General features: G+C 63.3%; 19 protein-coding genes and 2 pseudogenes. 13 read left to right on the top strand and 8 right to left on the bottom strand.

Annotation, left to right across the window (positions count from 1 at the left end):
• The first annotated feature begins 206 nt into the window (after positions 1-206).
• The 3 genes from MUN23_RS08270 (at position 207) to MUN23_RS08260 (ending at position 1,905) form a co-directional block, all read left to right on the top strand.
• Entirely contained in the window at positions 207-968 is a 762-nt protein-coding gene (locus MUN23_RS08270; protein ID WP_248763371.1) for an SDR family NAD(P)-dependent oxidoreductase, read from the top strand.
• 5 nt (positions 969-973) lie between these two features.
• Positions 974-1,396, top strand: coding sequence for an RbsD/FucU domain-containing protein (locus tag MUN23_RS08265; protein WP_248763370.1), 423 nt, complete (start codon positions 974-976; stop codon positions 1,394-1,396).
• A gap of 74 nt (positions 1,397-1,470) precedes the next feature.
• Complete coding sequence (locus MUN23_RS08260; RefSeq protein ID WP_371876001.1) at positions 1,471-1,905, top strand: rhodanese-like domain-containing protein; 435 nt, start codon at positions 1,471-1,473, stop codon at positions 1,903-1,905.
• A gap of 199 nt (positions 1,906-2,104) precedes the next feature.
• On the opposite strand, the gene MUN23_RS08255 is transcribed toward MUN23_RS08260, so the two are convergent.
• The gene (locus MUN23_RS08255) at positions 2,105-2,326 is read right to left on the bottom strand and encodes a hypothetical protein (protein WP_248763369.1); all 222 of its coding nucleotides are present in this window, start codon (positions 2,324-2,326) and stop codon (positions 2,105-2,107) included.
• 177 nt (positions 2,327-2,503) lie between these two features.
• Here MUN23_RS08255 and MUN23_RS08250 point away from each other — a divergent pair, with 177 nt between their 5' ends.
• The 9 genes from MUN23_RS08250 to MUN23_RS08210 all read left to right on the top strand — a co-directional run bounded on the left by MUN23_RS08250 (position 2,504) and on the right by MUN23_RS08210 (position 9,208).
• The gene (locus MUN23_RS08250; RefSeq protein WP_248763368.1) at positions 2,504-2,890 is read left to right on the top strand and encodes a DUF1801 domain-containing protein; all 387 of its coding nucleotides are present in this window, start codon (positions 2,504-2,506) and stop codon (positions 2,888-2,890) included.
• Positions 2,891-3,038: 148 nt separating this feature from the next.
• Complete coding sequence (locus MUN23_RS08245) at positions 3,039-3,341, top strand: urease subunit gamma (RefSeq protein WP_248763367.1); 303 nt, start codon at positions 3,039-3,041, stop codon at positions 3,339-3,341.
• Between the two features lie 15 nt (positions 3,342-3,356).
• The gene (locus tag MUN23_RS08240; RefSeq protein ID WP_248763366.1) at positions 3,357-3,704 is read left to right on the top strand and encodes an urease subunit beta; all 348 of its coding nucleotides are present in this window, start codon (positions 3,357-3,359) and stop codon (positions 3,702-3,704) included.
• Positions 3,701-5,413 carry an urease subunit alpha gene (gene ureC / locus MUN23_RS08235; RefSeq protein WP_248763365.1) on the top strand — a complete coding sequence of 571 codons (1,713 nt, stop codon included), beginning with the start codon at positions 3,701-3,703 and terminating at the stop codon, positions 5,411-5,413. The genes MUN23_RS08240 and ureC overlap by 4 nt, the downstream gene beginning before the upstream one ends.
• A gap of 24 nt (positions 5,414-5,437) precedes the next feature.
• Positions 5,438-5,923, top strand: coding sequence for an urease accessory protein UreE (gene ureE / locus MUN23_RS08230; RefSeq protein ID WP_248763364.1), 486 nt, complete (start codon positions 5,438-5,440; stop codon positions 5,921-5,923).
• The gene (locus MUN23_RS08225) at positions 5,904-6,614 is read left to right on the top strand and encodes an urease accessory protein UreF (protein WP_248763363.1); all 711 of its coding nucleotides are present in this window, start codon (positions 5,904-5,906) and stop codon (positions 6,612-6,614) included. Before ureE ends, MUN23_RS08225 begins: the two co-directional genes overlap by 20 nt.
• A 42-nt stretch (positions 6,615-6,656) precedes the next feature.
• Complete coding sequence (ureG, locus tag MUN23_RS08220) at positions 6,657-7,271, top strand: urease accessory protein UreG (RefSeq protein WP_371876000.1); 615 nt, start codon at positions 6,657-6,659, stop codon at positions 7,269-7,271.
• Positions 7,268-8,137: an urease accessory protein UreD gene (locus MUN23_RS08215; protein ID WP_248763362.1), complete on the top strand. Its 870-nt coding sequence runs from the start codon at positions 7,268-7,270 to the stop codon at positions 8,135-8,137. Before ureG ends, MUN23_RS08215 begins: the two co-directional genes overlap by 4 nt.
• Positions 8,138-9,208 carry a HoxN/HupN/NixA family nickel/cobalt transporter gene (locus MUN23_RS08210; RefSeq protein WP_248763361.1) on the top strand — a complete coding sequence of 357 codons (1,071 nt, stop codon included), beginning with the start codon at positions 8,138-8,140 and terminating at the stop codon, positions 9,206-9,208.
• Positions 9,209-9,262: 54 nt separating this feature from the next.
• Here MUN23_RS08210 and arfB read toward each other — a convergent pair whose 3' ends face one another.
• From arfB to MUN23_RS08190, 4 genes are all read right to left on the bottom strand, one after another.
• Positions 9,263-9,685, bottom strand: coding sequence for an alternative ribosome rescue aminoacyl-tRNA hydrolase ArfB (gene arfB / locus MUN23_RS08205; protein WP_248763360.1), 423 nt, complete (start codon positions 9,683-9,685; stop codon positions 9,263-9,265).
• A gap of 72 nt (positions 9,686-9,757) precedes the next feature.
• Positions 9,758-10,024 carry a type II toxin-antitoxin system RelE/ParE family toxin gene (locus MUN23_RS08200; protein ID WP_248763359.1) on the bottom strand — a complete coding sequence of 89 codons (267 nt, stop codon included), beginning with the start codon at positions 10,022-10,024 and terminating at the stop codon, positions 9,758-9,760.
• A complete protein-coding gene (locus MUN23_RS08195) occupies positions 10,021-10,287 on the bottom strand; it encodes a type II toxin-antitoxin system Phd/YefM family antitoxin (protein ID WP_248763358.1) in 267 nt (88 codons plus the stop codon). Before MUN23_RS08195 ends, MUN23_RS08200 begins: the two co-directional genes overlap by 4 nt.
• Before the next feature lie 405 nt (positions 10,288-10,692).
• Positions 10,693-11,205, bottom strand: a complete 513-nt coding sequence (locus tag MUN23_RS08190; RefSeq protein ID WP_248763357.1) for an Lrp/AsnC family transcriptional regulator — start codon at positions 11,203-11,205, stop codon at positions 10,693-10,695.
• A gap of 125 nt (positions 11,206-11,330) precedes the next feature.
• Between MUN23_RS08190 and kynU the strand changes: the two genes are divergently transcribed.
• Positions 11,331-12,626, top strand: coding sequence for a kynureninase (kynU, locus tag MUN23_RS08185; protein WP_248763356.1), 1,296 nt, complete (start codon positions 11,331-11,333; stop codon positions 12,624-12,626).
• A gap of 237 nt (positions 12,627-12,863) precedes the next feature.
• Here the strand turns inward: kynU and MUN23_RS23550 are convergent.
• The 3 genes and pseudogenes from MUN23_RS23550 to MUN23_RS08175 form a co-directional block, all read right to left on the bottom strand.
• Positions 12,864-12,994 (bottom strand): annotated as a pseudogene (locus tag MUN23_RS23550) (transposase); the annotation flags it as partial.
• Between the two features lie 72 nt (positions 12,995-13,066).
• Positions 13,067-13,678 carry an MFS transporter gene (locus MUN23_RS08180; RefSeq protein ID WP_248763355.1) on the bottom strand — a complete coding sequence of 204 codons (612 nt, stop codon included), beginning with the start codon at positions 13,676-13,678 and terminating at the stop codon, positions 13,067-13,069.
• A gap of 52 nt (positions 13,679-13,730) precedes the next feature.
• Positions 13,731-14,084: pseudogene (locus MUN23_RS08175) on the bottom strand (MFS transporter); the annotation flags it as partial.
• Positions 14,085-14,303: the final 219 nt, after the last annotated feature.

The following is a 14,303-nucleotide window of genomic DNA, read 5'->3' as shown; positions in this document are numbered from 1 at the left end:
GTGCAACATATGCACTAGGTGTGCAAGAACGATAAGGCGACGCTGTCCAGAATGTCAACGGTTTCGATGGAACCCGCTCCTCGATGCGGTATTCAGCGAATCCCCAGTGGCGCTGCTTGCACATAGTGTGCATATGTTGCACACTATGTGAATGATGAGTAGATTCCTCATCCGCCGTTCACACCACCCCTACCTCCGGAGGACCAGTGCCGAATTCACTCGCAGGAAAAACAGCCCTAATTACCGGGGGAGGGGTTGGAATCGGATTTGAGATTGCTGCCGCATTGGCCGCGGCCGGCGCCCGCGTCGCCGTCACTTACCGATCGCATCAGCCTGACGATGAGCAGATGAAACAGCTCATTTCCAGCGACGGAAGCCGACCGCTGGCCATCGCATCAGACGCAACAAGCGATGCTTCGGCGGCCGAGCTTATGAAGACCATCGAAAATGAATTTGGGAAGCTGGACATCCTGGTCAACAACGCCGGCGGCCTCATCCAGCGGTGCCTGATCAAGGACATGGACTTCGCACTGTGGCGTTCCGTCCAGGCCGTCAACACCGACAGCGCATTCCTGACCACCCACCATGCGCTCTCGCTGTTAAGTAGCCCGGGCGGAAGAATCATCAACATCGCCTCCCTTGCCGGACGCAACGGCGGACACCCCGGGGCAACGGCCTACGCCACCAGCAAGGCAGCTCTATTCGGCTTCACCCGTGGACTCGCAAAGGAAGTCGCGCCCGACGGCATCACGGTAAATGCAATCGCACCCGGTTTCATTGAAGCAACCCCGTTCCACGACACGTTCACATCCGCGTCGTCTAAAGCGGCAACCATCAGCGGTATCCCCGCCGGCAGAGCCGGACGCCCGGGCGATGTGGCCGACGCCGTCCTGTGGCTTGCCGGAGAAGGATCTTCATTCGTCTCCGGCACCGTGGTCGACGTCAACGGCGCCCAGTACTTCGGCTAAGCCTTATGATTCGCGGAGAAATAAAGCACCCAGGAGTGCTGGCAGCCCTCGCCAGTGCAGGTCACGGGTCGAAAATTATCATCACCGACGCCCATTACCCCGTGGCAACAGCCGTTCGGCAAGGAGCCCCCATAGTCCGGCTGGCCCTGATTGCGGGTGAGCCCACCGTTTCATTTATCGCCCAGCGCATAGTTGCAGCCATTCCGGTCGAGTCAGCAGAGCTGCCAAGGGTTCCGGACGAGCACCTACCGGCGGAGGTCCACGCCGAACTCTTAGACATCCTTGGCGACACTCCCATCAACTGGGTATCCCGCAGTGAGCTGTACGAAGTGGGGCGGTCCGAAGACATCGCACTCTGCCTGGTCAGCGGAGACACCCGGCGATTCGGCAACCTCATCCTGACCGTTGGGGTACTCCACAACGACTGACTCCGCGCCCAACGCGAGGATCACTTATTCGATAAAGCCTCACTCGTCCCAATTCGACAGAGGAGTTGAAAGTATTGGAATCTGCAAGCGCGTTTTTTCTGGCCAAGCTCCGCCACGAAATCGACGTCATGGCTGTTGCCGATGCGTTAGACGGAGGGGGATTCGTCCTTGTCGACTCACGTCGTCGCGAATCGTGGGACCACGGCCACGTTCCTGGGGCGCTCCATCTGCCTACTGCTGACGTTGAGCGTCGTGCGCGGCAATTGATTCCGCTCGACAGGAAAATAGTGGTCTACTCCTGGGGTCCCGGCTGCAATGGCAGCACACTTGCAGCGTTGGCTTTCGCCAATCTCGGCTACTCGGTCCAAGAGATGATGGGCGGCATGGAGTATTGGGCCAGAAACGGCCTTCCAGTTGAAATATCCGGCAGACCGATGTCCTCAGCAGCTGACCCGCTGGTGACGGCCCAAAAACATCCTGTAGACGGTGAAACAGCATCTAGCCCGTAATGTGAGGAAGCGGTGGTCTCCATCGAAGGTGGTCAGGGGCTTGCGCCGGACTTTCTCATCGAGCAGGCCGCCGTTCCGGTTGTGAACGCAGGAGCTGTGCTGGCGCTGATCGGCTGAGCCGTTCGGGCATGCCAGGTTCCAGCGAAAGGTCCGGCCGGCGTTCTCACGCGGCCGGACCTTCCTGGCGTGTGGAGGTGCTTCAGTCGACGTGGTTGGACAGGGCCACCAGGACGCCTGCCAGGGCGAAGTACTTGTTGCTGCCGAGCTCCCGGACCGTTTTGATCCCGAGGCCGGCAAGGAGTTCGTCGTGCTTGTCCGTGAGGCCGGCCAGGGCGGACGGCGGGGCGTCCAGGACTTCCTCCAGGCTCTTGTTCTCGTAGTCCTTGTCGAGTTTCTTGCCCAGCTCAATTGAAACGGCCATGATCATCCTTTGCTTGAACGAAACAACAGTCACAACCCGGCGGCAGCATCACCGCGGATCCCGGGGCCGCGGAAACTACCCGATCCCCAGATGAAACACACTCTAGTACTACGGCCTGCGGCGCAGCCGGGATCCCCGCCGTCGGAGTCGGAAGAGGAAAGTGTTTGAATATGCTTCATGACACTAAATCGAAACACGGCGGTTGACTCTTTTCTTGAGTCACTGGACCACCCGCTGAAGCCGGTGATCGAGCGCCTTCGGGTCGCCATCCTGGACGCGGATGACGCAATCACGGAGCGCATTAAGTGGAGGGCGCCGAGCTTCTGCTTCAACTCTGTCGACCGAGTCACGTTCAACTTGCGGCCGCTGCATCACGTGCAGCTGATTTTTCACCGCGGCGCGAAGACGATCGAGGATGACTTTCCTTTTGATGCGTCGAAATGGAGCGGGCTTTTGGAAATGATCGGGCAAGACCGGGGCCAGGTGATTTTTCCCAGCGCGGAAGCGGCGGCAGCCCAGCAGGACGAATTTGTTGCGCTGGTGCGGGAATGGGTGCGGGCCTGACCTGCTAAATTCGACGGCTTTGGCTGGCGGTGCCCTGGCATGATTCTGATAGTCTTCAGTCATCCACGGGCCTCCCGGTCGCCTCTTTGGCCGGTTGTAGATAACGAGTGGGAACTCGCGATTTATCGCGAATGATTGGGAGGCTTTAATGCATCTAACGCCACGCGAAAGCGAAAAACTGATGATCGTGGTTGCTGCCGATCTTGCACGACGGCGGCAGAAGCGCGGACTTAAGCTCAACCATCCGGAATCCATCGCGATTCTTACCTATGAGCTGGTGGAGGGCGCCCGCGACGGACGCCGGGTCGCGGACCTCATGAGCTATGGCACCACCATCCTGACCAGGGAAGATGTCATGGAAGGCGTCGCCGACATGATCCATAACGTCCAGGTCGAAGCGACGTTCCCTGACGGCACCAAGCTCGTCACCGTGCACAATCCCATTCGCTAGGCGAAGGAGAACCCCATGAAACCCGGCGAATACATCCTCCGCCCGGAGCCCGTTACGTGTAATGCGGGCCTTATTCCCCGCGCCCTCAGCGTGATCAATCGCGGTGACCGCCCCATTCAGGTGGGGTCCCACTATCATTTCTTCGAGGTGAACGATGCCCTCGAGTTCGACCGGGATGCGGCCCACGGCTTCCGGCTGGACATCCCGGCGGGCACCGCTGTGCGCTTCGAGCCCGGTGATGCCAAGACGGTCAACTTGCTCGCTCTCTCGGGCGAGCGTGCGGTGTTCGGATTCCGGGACCGCATCAACGGCCCGCTTGAGCCGAGCCGCGGCCTGATCTCCCTGCAGGACGACACCAAATGAGCTTCGAGCTGAGCCGCAAACAGTACTCGGACCTCTACGGCCCCACCACGGGCGACGCCGTCCGCCTGGCCGACACTGATCTGTTCCTCGAGATTGAGCACGATCACACCAACTACGGTGAAGAGGTGGTGTTTGGCGGCGGCAAGGTGATCCGTGACGGCATGGGCCAGAACGGGCAGCTGGTCCGGGACGAGGACATCCCGGACACCGTGATCACGAACGTGATCGTGTTTGACTACACCGGCATCTACAAGGCCGATGTGGCCCTCCGGGACGGGCACATCTTCAAAATCGGCAAGGCCGGTAACCCCCAGATTTCCCGGGGCGTGAACATCACGATCGGCGTCGCCACCGACATCATCGCGGGTGAGGGCAAGATCCTCACCGCAGGCGGCATTGATACGCACGTGCACTTCGTGAGCCCCGACCAGGTGCCGGTGGCGCTGGCGTCGGGAGTCACCACCCTGATCGGCGGCGGCACCGGACCGAGCGACGCGAGCAAGGCCACCACCGTGACGCCGGGCGCCTGGCACATTTCACGCATGCTTCAAGCCGTGGAGAACCTCCCCATCAATGTCGGCCTGCTCGGCAAAGGCCACGCCAGCGCAATGGAGCCCCTCGCGGAGCAGATCCGGGCGGGTGCCATCGGGCTGAAGGTGCACGAAGACTGGGGCGCCACCACGTCCTCGATCGACATGTCGCTGCGCGTGGCTGACGAGTATGACGTGCAGGTGGCCATCCACTCCGACACCCTCAACGAGTGCGGCTTCGTCGAAGACACCATCCGGGCCATCGGCGGCCGGGTCATCCACACGTTCCACACCGAAGGCGCCGGCGGCGGGCATGCCCCGGACATCATCAAGATCGCGGCGCTGCCCAACGTCCTGCCGGCGTCGACCAATCCCACCCTGCCGTACACGGTCAACACCATCGACGAACACCTCGACATGCTGATGGTCTGCCACCACCTGAGCCCGGACATCCCCGAAGATGTGGCCTTCGCCGATTCGCGTATCCGCAAGGAAACCATCGCCGCGGAGGACGTGCTGCATGACATGGGCATCTTCTCCATCACCAGCTCCGATTCCCAGGCCATGGGCCGGGTCGGCGAGGTGGTCCTGCGCACCTGGCAGGTAGCGGACGCCATGAAGCGCCAACGCGGAAAGCTCGACGGCGACCCCGCGGTGGGAGACAACTTCCGGCTCAAGCGCTACGTGGCCAAATACACCATCAACCCGGCGATCGCCCACGGCATCGCGGACGCGGTCGGAAGCATCGAGGAGGGAAAATTCGCCGACCTCGTGCTCTGGGACCCGATGTTCTTTGGGGTCAAGCCCGAGCTCGTGCTCAAGGGCGGGCAAGCGGTCATGAGCGTTATGGGGGATCCCAACGCCTCGATCCCCACGCCGCAGCCACGCACCCTCCGCGGCAATTTCGGGGCGCTCGGCACCGCGGTACATGCCTCCTCGATCACGTTTCTTTCCAAGGCCGCCATAGCCGCCGGAGTCCCCGAGCAGCTGGGCCTGCGCCGCGTGATCCGGCCGGTGAGCGGTGTCCGTACCCTCACCAAGGCAGATATGAAGCACAACGGCGAGACGCCGGACATCGGCGTTGACCCGGAAACTTACGAGGTGACTGTCGACGGCGAGCCAATCACGGCGGAGCCTTCAACGGTGCTGCCCATGGCGCAGCGCTACTTCCTCTTTTAGACACGTATCCCTAAGGGGGCATATATGATCATCGACCACGTCATCGCCAACCGGCACGATCTCCCCGACGACGAATTGGCCGGCCTCCACGAGGAGCAGGTCCTCCTGCCGAGCGCGGAACTCGTCAAGAAAATCCAGCGGGTGACCACCGACCACGGCCGTGAACTGGGCATCCGGCTCAGCGATGCCGCGGGCCCGGTGCGGGATCTCCGCGACGGCGACATCCTGTTCCGCGACGACAAAACAGTTATCGTGGTGACTGCGCTGGCAACCGACGTCCTTGTTATCGCCGCGCGCAGCATCCGTGAAATGGGGGTTGTTGCGCACAACCTCGGCAACCGGCACATGCAGGCGCAGTTTTTCGACGCCGACAGTGAATATGCCGCCGAGGTGATGGTGGTGCAGTACGACCACACGATCGAGGATTACCTGATCCACGTTGGTGTGCCGTACTCGCGCCAGGAACGTGTGGTGCCCGTGCCGTTCCGCCATGCCGAACACACCCACTGAGCGCGTGAACGAGCCACCGTCGTACCTGCTGCCGCTGTTGCAGCTCTCTGATTCCGCGCTCCCCACCGGCGGGTTCAGCCATTCCTTCGGTATGGAAACGTTCCTGGAACGTGGCCTCATCGACGGCGAAGCGAGTTTCGCCAGCTGGTTGAGCCAGTTCGTGAGCATCCAGCTGACCTACAGTGACGGGTTCGCCCTGCGCCTGGCGTACGAGGCATCCTCGGCGGACGACATTGCCCGGGTCGACCGGATGATCGCCGCGGCGGCGCTGCCCCGTGAGGTGCGCGAGGCGGGGACCAAGATGGGCGCACGGATGCTGGCCATCGCCGGAACCGTGGCGCCAGGTGCCCGGCTCGCGGGCTACGCGGCCGACGTCGGATCCGGGCGTTGCGCCGGGCATCCGGCGGTCGCGTTCGGTGTCGCCGGCCGGCAGTTGGGCGTCCCGCTGGAGGAATTGCTCGCGAGCTACCTCTTCACGGCGGTCACGTCCCTGACGCAAAACGCCATCCGGGCCATCCCCATCGGGCAGGACGCCGGGCAGCGTGTGCTGCTGGGAACGCATCCCAAGATCATGGATGCCGTCCACCGGATCCAGGCACTGGATGCCGACGACTTCGGGATCACGGCCCCGGGCCTGGAAATCGCCCAGATGCGCCACGAACGCCAGCGCGTCCGCATGTTTATGTCTTAGCAGTCCGCGGTTCGCCGCACCCAATATTTAGCAAGGAGCATCATGAATCTCATCAAAATCGGCGTCGGCGGTCCTGTCGGCGCAGGCAAGACCCAACTCGTGGAACGCCTGACCCGCCACCTCAGCGCCGAGATCTCGATGGCCGCGATCACCAACGACATCTACACCATCGAGGACGCCAAGATCCTCGCGGCCACCGGGATCCTGCCACTGGACCGCATCATCGGCATCGAAACCGGCGGCTGCCCGCACACGGCCATCCGGGAGGATACGTCGATGAACTCGGCCGCTGTAGAGGAGCTGCGGCTGCGCCACCCCGGCCTCGAAGTCGTCTTCATCGAAAGCGGGGGAGACAACCTTTCGGCCACGTTCAGCCCGGAGCTCGTGGACTTCTCGATCTACATCATCGACGTGGCGCAGGGCGAAAAAATCCCGCGCAAGGCCGGCCAGGGCATGATCAAGTCCGACTTCTTCATCATCAACAAAAAGGACCTGGCCCCGTATGTGGGTGCCGACCTCTCCGTGATGGAGGCGGACACGCTCGAGTTCCGCGGCAACAAGCCCTACTGCTTCACGAACCTCAAGACCGACGAAGGCCTGGAGCACGTCATCAACTGGATCAGGCGCGACGTGCTCATGCTTGATCTCCGCCAGTGACGGGTGCGCCGGCGCCCGAACTCCCGGTGCGCCGCGCCGCCGTCGCGCTCGCCGGTACGCTCGCCCTCACCGTGGGTGTGCGGGGCGACCGCTGCATCGCCACGAGCCAGTACCACCAGGGCGCGCTGCGCATCCTGCGCCCGCACTACCTCGATGACACCGGCCAGGTCTGCTACGTGGTGGTCAATCCCGGGGGCGGGTACGTCGGTGGCGACGAGTATGAAATCGACATCACTGTGGAAACAGGGGCCCGGCTCCTGCTGACCACACAGTCAGCGACGAAGGTCTACCGCACTCCCGGGACCCGCGCCGAACAGCGGACGCACATCCGGCTCGGCCCCGACGCGAGCCTGGAATCTGTGCCCGACCCCCTGATCGCTTACCGCGGGGCGACCTACCGGCAGGCCACGGTGATTGAGATGCACGGCAGCGCCTCGCTGGTGATGGCCGAGATCGTCACCCCGGGCTGGTCACCGGACGGCGCCCTGTTTGGCTACGACGAAATTCGGCTGCGGAACGAGATCTCGGTCGACGGGCGCCTGGCGGTGCTCGACAACCTTCTGATCCGTCCGCTGACCGGTGCCGCCCCGATAGACGGCATGGCCTTCCTTGAGGACTACACGCACGTCGGTTCCCTCCTGGTCATGGATGCCCGCGTGGACGCCGCGCTGCTGAACGAGCTGCATGAGCTGCTGGTGCCGCTTGCCGACGGCTGCAGCCTGGGAATGACACTGCTCGACGGCGGCCTGGCCATCCGGGCACTGTCCCACGCCACCGAGCCGCTGGACGCCGTCATCCGCGCCGGCATCGATTTTCTGCGGTTCCGCTGGCACGGCCAGCCCCGCCTCAACCTTCGAAAGTACTAAATGAAAGCCCTGTTGAACCACCACGAGCGGGAAGCCCTCCCGACGGCCCGCCGGTTGGCGGTCACCTTCGCGGCAGTCGCCGCCCTCCACATCGTCATGCTCGCGCTGCTGGCCGATTCGCTGCGCACAAACCACAACCCTGTGGTAATCGGCCTGCTCATCACGGCTTACCTGGCCGGTGTGAAGCACAGCTACGACTGGGACCACATTGCGGCGATCGACAACTCCACCCGCCGCTTCGCCGCCCAGGGCCGCAGCCCCGTCAGCGTGGGCTTCGCCTTCAGCATGGGCCACAGCATGGTGGTTGTGCTTGCCGGGGTGCTTGTGGTCAGTGGTGCCGGCATAATTCAGGACGCGCTGAATGACGGATCCACTGCGAATGTGGTTCTGAGCATTACCGGGGCATCCGTTTCGGGGCTGTTCCTGCTGACCATCGGTGTCTACAACGCCGCCGCGTTCCGGCGGACCGCGTTGCTGTACCGGCGGGTCAAGGACGGCGCGACCGTCACCCGTGAAGCGCTAGCCCCGACCGGACTCGTGGCCCGCCTGCTCGACAAACCGCTCTCCCGCGTCAACCGCCCACGCGACATCTTCGTCCTGGGGTTCCTCTTCGGCCTCGGCTTCGACACGGCCTCGACCATCGCGTTCCTGCTCCTCACAGCGACGGCCGCCCTCGCCGGCATCTCCCCGGTGGCGCTGATGGCCCTGCCTTTTGGCTTCATGGCGGCGATGACATTATGCGACACGGTGAACGGCGTCGCGATGATGAAGATGTACCGAAGCGCGGTTGTGGACCCCAAGCGCCGTATCGGTTTCAACATGGTCATCACGGGCGTTTCCGCGGCCTCTGCCCTGTTCATCTCGGCCATCACGATCGCCGGGATCTTGCACGGGCTGCTCGGACTTACCGACCCGGTGACCACGTTCCTGGCCGAACTCGACTTGGGCCACGCCGGGCTGGTCCTCGTGGCGCTGCTGCTGTTCATCTGGGGTGCGCATGCTTGGGTGCGCCGCGTCGGCGAAGCCGCCTCTGCCGCCTCTGCCGCAACGGGCGGAAATCCGCAGGGATAGGGCTCGACGGCGGGATCGCCGCTTGGTGCCGCCGGCGCCAGGCCGGGGGCGGTGCTACTCGGCGGACGGCCGCTGCCGTTGCCGCTTCGTCGCCGACCGCTGTTCCTTGGCGGCGAGGCGACGGCGGTTCGAACGCCGGGTGGGTTTGGTGGCCCGACGTCGGGGGCCTTCGGGTGCCAGGCCCTCCGCTACAAGCTCGGCGAGCTTCGCCAGTGCGGTCTCGCGGTTGCGCAGCTGGGAGCGCTGCTCGGAGGAGGCCACGGTGATCACGCCGGAAATGAGGCGTGGTCCGAGCCGCCTGAGGAGCATCTGCTGCTGGTCATCCGTGAGGACGGCGGAGCCGGCGATGTTCCACGAGACTTCCGCACGGCTGTCCGTCGTGTTGACGTGCTGACCACCAGGCCCGGACGAACGTGAGAACCGCCAGCGGAGTTCCGACGCGGGAATCGTGAGCGCGGGCGACACCTCCAGATCCATGCAACCAGCGTTGCACACTATGGGCGCGATCCAAGCCCGCATCCCTGGGCTTACCCAATAGGGCACATGATCTTAACCCTGGTGTTGGTAGATGTCGCGCCGGTGGCCCATGGCGACTACCAGGATGATCAGCTGTGCGTCCAGGATCTCGTAGATGATCCGGTAATCGCCTGTACGGACACGCCAGTCGCCGCTGCTTCCGGTTAGTTTCTTGGCTCCTGGGGGACGCGGTGTCTCGGCGAGTAGTTCGATGGCGGCTTGGATGCGTCGGCGCGCATCGGGCGGAAGTTTGCGCAACGGCCGGACAGCGGCCGGAGCGAGCTGCACGGCATAGCTCACACCAGACCCAGTTCCGCCTTGACTTCCTCCCAGGGCACCGGGCCTTCGCCTGTATCGGCCATTTCGGTCCGTGCCGCGGCCGCTGCGCGGAGATCCTCCAGGTCCTCGGCAGCCTCGATCAAGCGGGCGAGATCCCCGGCGTCGATCAGCGCGGCCACGCGGCGTCCCCGGCGCAGCAGGTACACCGGTTCGTGGTTCACGCGCGCAGTATCGACGGCCTCCGAAAGCCGGCTCCGCGCGTCCGTCACAGTCATCTCGCTCATGAAGTCATTTTAGTCCGAACTCGCCGAAACGTACATAAGTGCCATAAAAGCGCAAATGCCGTCCGCGCTACGCCGTCCGCAGCGGAGGGGTACTGGCAGGCCCCTGATCAGCAGGGCCCTCGCTAGGACGGGGATGACCGGGTTCTATTGAACGTGACCCCAGTCTTTGCCCTCAACCCGTAGAACGGAGCCAGCATGACCGCCGTCGAAGCCCCGCTTCGCGAGCAGGCGGTGGGCCGGCCTCTGGCGGTTGTAGCGCATGGACGTCAACGGGCAGTGGATCATGCTCGCCCATGATGTAGTGCGGCCAGGTCTCTGCGGTCTTCGCCGTGCACCGCCGGGTTGCGGTCCGTGTAGGTGGCATGCGGAATGAGGAGCGATGCCCGTAGATCCAGCTCGCACCCTTCACTGATTGGTGCGGACAGGCGGAACAGGCTGCAGGTGCTCAAAGATCAGCGTAGTTTGGGTGTTCACGAATGATTGATTGCTGCCAAGATGTGCGGCGACAAAGTCCCGCAGGTCGCCTGTGCTGGCACAGGCAACGTGGAGAAGCAGGTCGTGCTCGCCGCCGAGGACGAAGACATTGAGCGTTTCGGGCAGATCGCGCAGTCCGCGCGCGAGTTCCAGCATGTTCTTTCGCGCCTGAGCATGGACATTGATGGAAATCAAAGCTCCAACATCAAGCCCCAGGCTGCCCAGACTGATGTCGGCGTGGAAGCCGCGGATGACACCCGCCTCCCGCAGGGCCCGGACCCGATTCAGGCAGGTTGACGGGGCCAGACCGGCACGACGGGCCAGCACATTGTTGGGTGTGCGGGCATCATCGGAGAGTTCGCGCAGTATGACCATGTCCGCCGCATCAAGGCGAATCGGATTCAATTGAGGCCGACGCTCGCGGATAGCTTCTGAATGCAGCACTAAATTTCCCGCTAACCTTGATTGATTATTCAGAACAGATACTCAACACCTGATGATTATTCTATCCTGTGAGGAACAGATGAACACTGCGCCACCCCACGGCGTCCTCAATGCCAGGAGTCTGAATGTCCACCAGAAACACCTTCGTCCGCACGGAACGTGAGGACTGCATCGCCGCCGACGCGGCGGACTCCCTGTCGCACTTCCGGGAGCGGTTCATCCTGCCCGAGGGGGTCATTTACCTCGACGGAAACTCGCTCGGTCCCCGTCCGGTGGGCGCCTTGGAACGAGTGCAGGACGTTGTTAGAGCTGAATGGGGCGAGGGCCTGATACGCAGTTGGAATACAGCAGGCTGGTTCGACCTTCCAGGCCGCCTGGGCGACAAACTCGCGCAGCTCATTGGTGGACGCCGGGGCGAGACAATTGTCACCGACACCACCAGCCTGAACCTGTTCAAGGCGCTCGCCTCGGCGATCCGTCTCCAGCAGGTTGACCACCCGGAAAAACGTGTCATTGTCACCGAGCGGGACAACTTTCCGTCCGACGTCTACATCGCCGAGGGGATCACCGACTTCCTGAACTCCGTGGCCGAGGAATCTGGCATCCGGTACGAGGTCCGGCTCATCGACGACACCCTGCCGTTGAATGAGGCCCTTGACGAGTCGACCGCAGTGATTGCCCTCTCACACGTCAACTACCGCAGCGGCGCCATGTGGGACATGGCTGCTGTCACCGCCCAGGCCCACAACCTCGGCGCATTGGCGGTCTGGGATCTGGCCCACGCAGCCGGGGCCGTCAATGTCGACCTTAACGGGGCGGATGCCGACTATGCCGTAGGGTGCACCTACAAGTACCTCAATGGTGGGCCCGGGTCCCCGGCATTCATTTGGGTCAACGACCTCCACCAGGACCGCTTCTGGCAGCCGCTCGCGGGCTGGTGGTCCCATGCCAAACCATTCGACATGGCGGACGCCTACACACCGGCCAAGAACATCAACAGGTTCCTCTGCGGCACCCAGCCGATCACCGCGCTGGCCATGGTCGAAACCGGTCTAGACATCATGCTTGACGCCGATGCCGACGTCCTGCGTGCCAAATCGCTTGCATTGACCGACCTGTTCATCTCCCTTGTGGAGCAGCGATGCGGCGGCCATCCTCTCGAACTGATCACCCCGCGCGACCATGCCACCCGGGGCAGCCACGTCAGCTTCCGCCACCCCGAGGGCTACGCCGTCATGAGCGCCCTCATCGCCCGCGGCGTCATCGGTGACTACCGCGAACCCGAGGTGCTGCGCTTCGGCATTACCCCGCTCTACCTGGGTCATGCGGACGTTTGGGACGCCGTCGAAATCCTGCGCGACATCCTCGACACCCGCGCCTGGGACGCCGAGGAATTCAAACAGCGCAACGCCGTCACCTAAGCACTCCCCGCCCCGCCACTCGGCACAGGTACCTGCATTTCCCCGTTATCGCGCCCAAAGCGCCACGCCCCGGCAGCTTCGATGCCCCCACTAAGGAGACAACGACGTCCGACACCTTTGACCAAATCAGACAGCGCGAACACAGGCTTAGACCCGAATTGACCAGCCCCCAGCTCACCAAGATCGCCCTCGGTGGCGCTATCGGCACCGGTCTGTTCCTCGGCAGCAAGTCAGACATTGCACGTCGGTCTGCGGCCATACCGCTGCGACCGCGTCCGGCAGACCCTTAAACCCGTCGCAGACCCGATGCAACAGTCGGCCACGCCGCGGTTCTTGATCTCGGTCAGCACCCGCAGCCAGTGCTTTGCTACCGGACGCCGACGGTGGCGCTCTCCCCTTCCGCGTCGCCGTCGAGCACTCGGCTCGCCTGCTCGCCGCCCTCAGCCACGGCTGCGGGAAACCGGGTCCTCGGTGCGGCGCTTCGGAATCATCGCCACGGCACCTGCCGCGAGCACGGCGATTCCGGCGAAGATGGCGAAATTGTACTCGAACGGCAGCTTCGAACTGGCAATCCAGCCACCGATAAGAGGCCCGGAGATGGCGCCCAGGCGGGCGAAGCTCACGGCCCAACCCGTGGCAGTACCGCGGATCTTGGCCGGGTAGTAGTCGGCGATATAGCCCGTCAGGACAAGCGACGTGGAGATGGATCCGACGACGGCAAAGGCCACGAACAACAGGTTGACCACCATGGTGTTGGGGAAGACGAGCAGCATGATGCCCAGGCCACCAATCGCAGAGGCAAGGCTGAAGTCCAGCAGGAACGTCAGTGACGAGCCCAGATCGTAGCCGGCCTTCTTCATGATGCTCGGTAGCCAGGTGTTGAGGCCGTAGACGAGGACCAGGCCACAGAACAGCGAGATCCAGAAGAAGACGGTTGACCGCAGGTACTTCAGCGAGAACATGGTGGTGATGGTCTTCCACCACGGCTCCGCCGGCCGGGACCCAGGACCGCCCTGGGGGACCTGCAGGAGACACCGGGACAACAGGAACATAGCTGGCGATCTTCAGCTTGGATGCGAGGGCTTTGGCTTCCGCCTTCCGCCCTTTCGACTCAAGGTATTCGAGGGATTCCGGAAGGAACTTCCAGATGATGGGCAGTAGCACGATCGGCGCTGCGCCCATGGCGACGACGGCACGCCACCCACCGGTGGGGAGCACGAACAGGGCGGCGAGTGCAGCCGAAACGATGCCCAGCGAGTACCCAGAGTACATGAGGCCGTAGTTATAGGACCGCTTGTTGGGCGCCAAGTATTCGACGGTCAGCGCCGCCGCCACTGGGATGACACCGCCCATACCCAGCCCGCCGATGAGGCGGAAGAGTCCGAACAGTTCAGGCGTGGGAGCCCACGCTGCGCCGGCCTGGGTAATCGTAAAGATCACCATGGAGGCCAAGAGCATCTTCTTGCGGCCCACGAGGTCACTGAGGGTGCCAATGCAAAGGGCTCCAATAAGCATGCCTCAAGGCATATGAACCGAGTCCGCCAAGAGCCACCGGGCTCAGGTTCCATTCCTTATACTCAGCGAGGGCCGGCAGGACGGCTCCCAGGACGCCGACGTCGTAACCTTCGGCAAGGATGGCGAGCCAGCAGCAAAACAGCACAAGACCTGTTGTGCGCG

This window comes from Pseudarthrobacter sp. SSS035, assembly GCF_023273875.1.
GTDB lineage: Bacteria > Actinomycetota > Actinomycetes > Actinomycetales > Micrococcaceae > Arthrobacter.
This window is presented reverse-complemented; position numbering and strand designations above follow the sequence as displayed.